Source organism: Streptomyces sp. NPDC060205 (genome assembly GCF_042728395.1).
Lineage (GTDB): Bacteria > Actinomycetota > Actinomycetes > Streptomycetales > Streptomycetaceae > Streptomyces.
In genome coordinates this window covers 1-3,004 of record NZ_JBHWZP010000572.1, presented here as the reverse complement: position 1 = coordinate 3,004, position 3,004 = coordinate 1, and the positions used below count along the sequence as shown (strand labels likewise).

Genomic DNA, 3,004 nt, shown 5'->3' with positions numbered 1-3,004 from the left:
GCCCCCGTGCATACGGCTCTCAATTGGAGGGTCGGGCTCTTCTGCGGGAGCCCTACGCGGCGGACTCGACGTACCGGCACGGCCCGCTCCCACCCCGACGCACCCGTGGTCCATCCCTGGCCCATCCCCAGCCCGTCCCGGGCTCACCCCCGGACCCGGCGGACCCGAGCGCCTTCCCGCGCACCTTTTCGGCCGGGTCAGCCCCACCCGTGGCGCCCACGGCGGCCACGGATAGCGCAAACTGGAACCCATGGCCATTCACGAGAACCTCCTCGGGGGACCGCCCCCGACCCACCTGCCCGACGACCCGGAGCCGCGCGAGCTCCTCGCGAACGGCACGGCGCCCGCCGACGTCGCCGCGAAGTACCCGACCTCCTCGCTCGCCTGGGCGCAGCTGGCCGACGAGGCGTTCGAGCGCGGCAGTGTCGTCGAGTCGTACGCGTACGCCCGTACCGGCTACCACCGCGGCCTCGACTCCCTGCGCCGCGGCGGCTGGAAGGGCCACGGCCCGGTGCCGTGGGAGCACGAGCCGAACCGCGGCTTCCTGCGCGCCCTGCACGGTCTCGCCCGCGCCGCCCAGGCGATCGGCGAGCAGGCGGAGTACGAGCGCTGCGCGCAGTTCCTGAAGGACTCCTCCCCGGCCGCCGCCCAGACCCTGGGCTAGTTCCACGAGCCCGTCGAGGGCCGCATCCGTGCAGGTCCGCCCGGTGTGACCGGGCGGACCTTGCGGTTTCGGGGCACGATTGTGGAGGATGCCCGTTGGGGACCGGGGCCCCCGTGTCGGAATTCGGCAGGGGCGGACCGCTACCCGGAGTACAGCAGGAGACAGCGATGTCCCAACAGGCTCAGCCCCAGGCGGCGGCTTCGGAGCCCGAGACCCCGCATCTCGACTTCCAGGGAACGACCCCGTACGAGGACTACGTACAGGCGGACGTCCTCACCCACCTCCAGCACACCCTCTCCGACGACCCCGGAGAGATGGTCTTCCTGGTGACGACCCAGGTCATGGAGCTGTGGTTCACCGTCATCGTGCACGAGTGGGAGACCGCGGCGAAGGCGCTGCGCGAGGACCGCGTGCCGGTCGCGGTGGCCGCCCTGAAGCGTTCGGTACGGGAGCTGGAGGCGCTGAACGCCTCCTGGAAGCCGCTCGGCCAGCTCACTCCGGCCCAGTTCAACTCGTACCGCAGCGCCCTCGGTGAGGGTTCCGGATTCCAGTCGGCGATGTACCGGCGGATGGAGTTCCTGCTCGGCGACAAGTCCGCGTCCATGCTCGTACCGCACCGGGGTGCGCCCCGCGTGCACGCCGAGCTGGAGAAGGCCCTGCACGAGCCGAGCCTGTACGACGAGGTCCTGCGGCTGCTCGCCCGGCGCGGCCACGCGATACCGTCCTCGGTCGTCCAGCGGGACGTCTCCAGCCGCTACGAGCCCTCGCCCGAGGTCGAGGCCGTGTGGACCGACCTCTACGCGGGCGACGAGAGCTCCGAACTCGCCCGGCTCGGCGAGGCGTTGACCGACGTCGCCGAACTGGTCTGGCGCTGGCGCAACGACCACCTGGTCGCCACCCGCCGCGCGATGGGCTCCAAGACGGGCACCGGCGGCTCGGCGGGCGTGGCCTGGCTGGAGAAGCGGGCCCGCAAGAACGTGTTCCCCGAGCTGTGGACGGCCCGGTCGCATGTCTGAGACGTACACGGACTCCGGCGGGACATCGCTCGCGGAGAAGGCGGCTGCGCTGGACGCCGTCGACGAACTGGGCAAGGTGCGCGCGCAGTTCGTCCTGGACGACACGGTGTACCTGGACGGGAACTCGCTCGGCGCGCTGCCGCGCTCGGTGCCCGGCCGGATCGAGGACGTCGTCCGCAGACAGTGGGGTTCGCTGCGGATCCGGTCCTGGGACGAGAGCGGCTGGTGGACCGCGCCGGAGCGGATCGGCGACCGGATCGCTCCGCTGGTGGGCGCGGCGCCGGGCCAGATCGTCGTGGGCGACTCGACGAGCGTGAACGTGTTCAAGGCGGTCGTGGGCGCGGTGCGCCTGGCCGGCGGAGGCGCGGACGGGGGTGCCCTTGGGGGGACCCGGGACGAGATCCTCGTCGACGCCACGACGTTCCCGACGGACGGGTACATCGCCGCGTCCGCGGCGCGGCTCACGGGCTGCACGCTGCGCCCGGTGGCGCCCGAGGAGGTCCCGGACGCCTTGGGCGGACGGACGGCCGCGGTGCTCCTGAACCACGTCGACTACCGCACGGGCCGGCTGCACGACCTGCCCGCGCTGACGGCCGCGATCCGTGAGGCGGGGGCCGTGTCGGTGTGGGACCTGTGCCACAGCGCGGGCGCGCTGCCGGTCGGGCTGGACGAACACGGCGTGGACCTGGCGGTCGGCTGCACGTACAAGTACCTGAACGGCGGGCCCGGTTCACCGGCGTACCTCTATGTCCGCCGCGACCACCAGGCCCGCTTCGACTCCCCGCTGCCCGGGTGGAACTCCCACGCCGACCCCTTCGGCATGACCCCGGACCACGTCCCGGCCGACGGGGCCCTGCGCGGCCGGGTCGGCACCCCGGACATCCTCTCCATGCTCGCCCTGGAGGCGGCGCTGGAGGTCTGGGACGACGTGTCGATCGAGGCGGTCCGCCGCAAGTCCCTCGCCCTGACGGACTTCTTCCTGGAGTGCGTGGCGGAGTACGTGCCTGCGGGTGCGCTGGAGTCGGTGACTCCGGGTGCTCAGGGGGAGCGGGGGAGTCAGGTCGCGTTGCGGTGCGGTGACGCGGGCGGGGTGATGCGGCGGCTGATCGAGCGGGGGGTGATCGGTGACTTCCGTGAGCCGGACATCCTGCGGTTCGGCTTCACGCCGCTGTATGTGGGGTTCGGGGACGTGGAGCGGGCGGCGGGGGTGTTGGGCGGGCTGTTCTGAGGGTTTTTCGCCCCCGCCGCCCCTACCCGTCCCGTCACTGTGTCCTCAAACGCCGGACGGGCTGAGAGGCAGCCGGACCGGCGGCACCCTCCAGCC

The 3,004-nt window shown here is 72.6% G+C and carries 3 protein-coding genes; all 3 read left to right on the top strand.

Annotated elements, in window-relative coordinates; genetic code table 11:
- Nucleotides 1–250: 250 nt before the first annotated feature.
- The 3 genes from ACFWGJ_RS43025 (at nucleotide 251) to kynU (ending at nucleotide 2,908) form a co-directional block, all read left to right on the top strand.
- Nucleotides 251–664, top strand: a complete 414-nt coding sequence (locus tag ACFWGJ_RS43025; protein WP_107018089.1) for a DUF3151 domain-containing protein — start codon at nucleotides 251–253, stop codon at nucleotides 662–664.
- Between the two features lie 167 nt (nucleotides 665–831).
- Complete coding sequence (locus ACFWGJ_RS43020; protein ID WP_387334413.1) at nucleotides 832–1,680, top strand: tryptophan 2,3-dioxygenase family protein; 849 nt, start codon at nucleotides 832–834, stop codon at nucleotides 1,678–1,680.
- Nucleotides 1,673–2,908, top strand: a complete 1,236-nt coding sequence (kynU, locus tag ACFWGJ_RS43015) for a kynureninase (protein ID WP_387334411.1) — start codon at nucleotides 1,673–1,675, stop codon at nucleotides 2,906–2,908. Before ACFWGJ_RS43020 ends, kynU begins: the two co-directional genes overlap by 8 nt.
- Nucleotides 2,909–3,004: the final 96 nt, after the last annotated feature.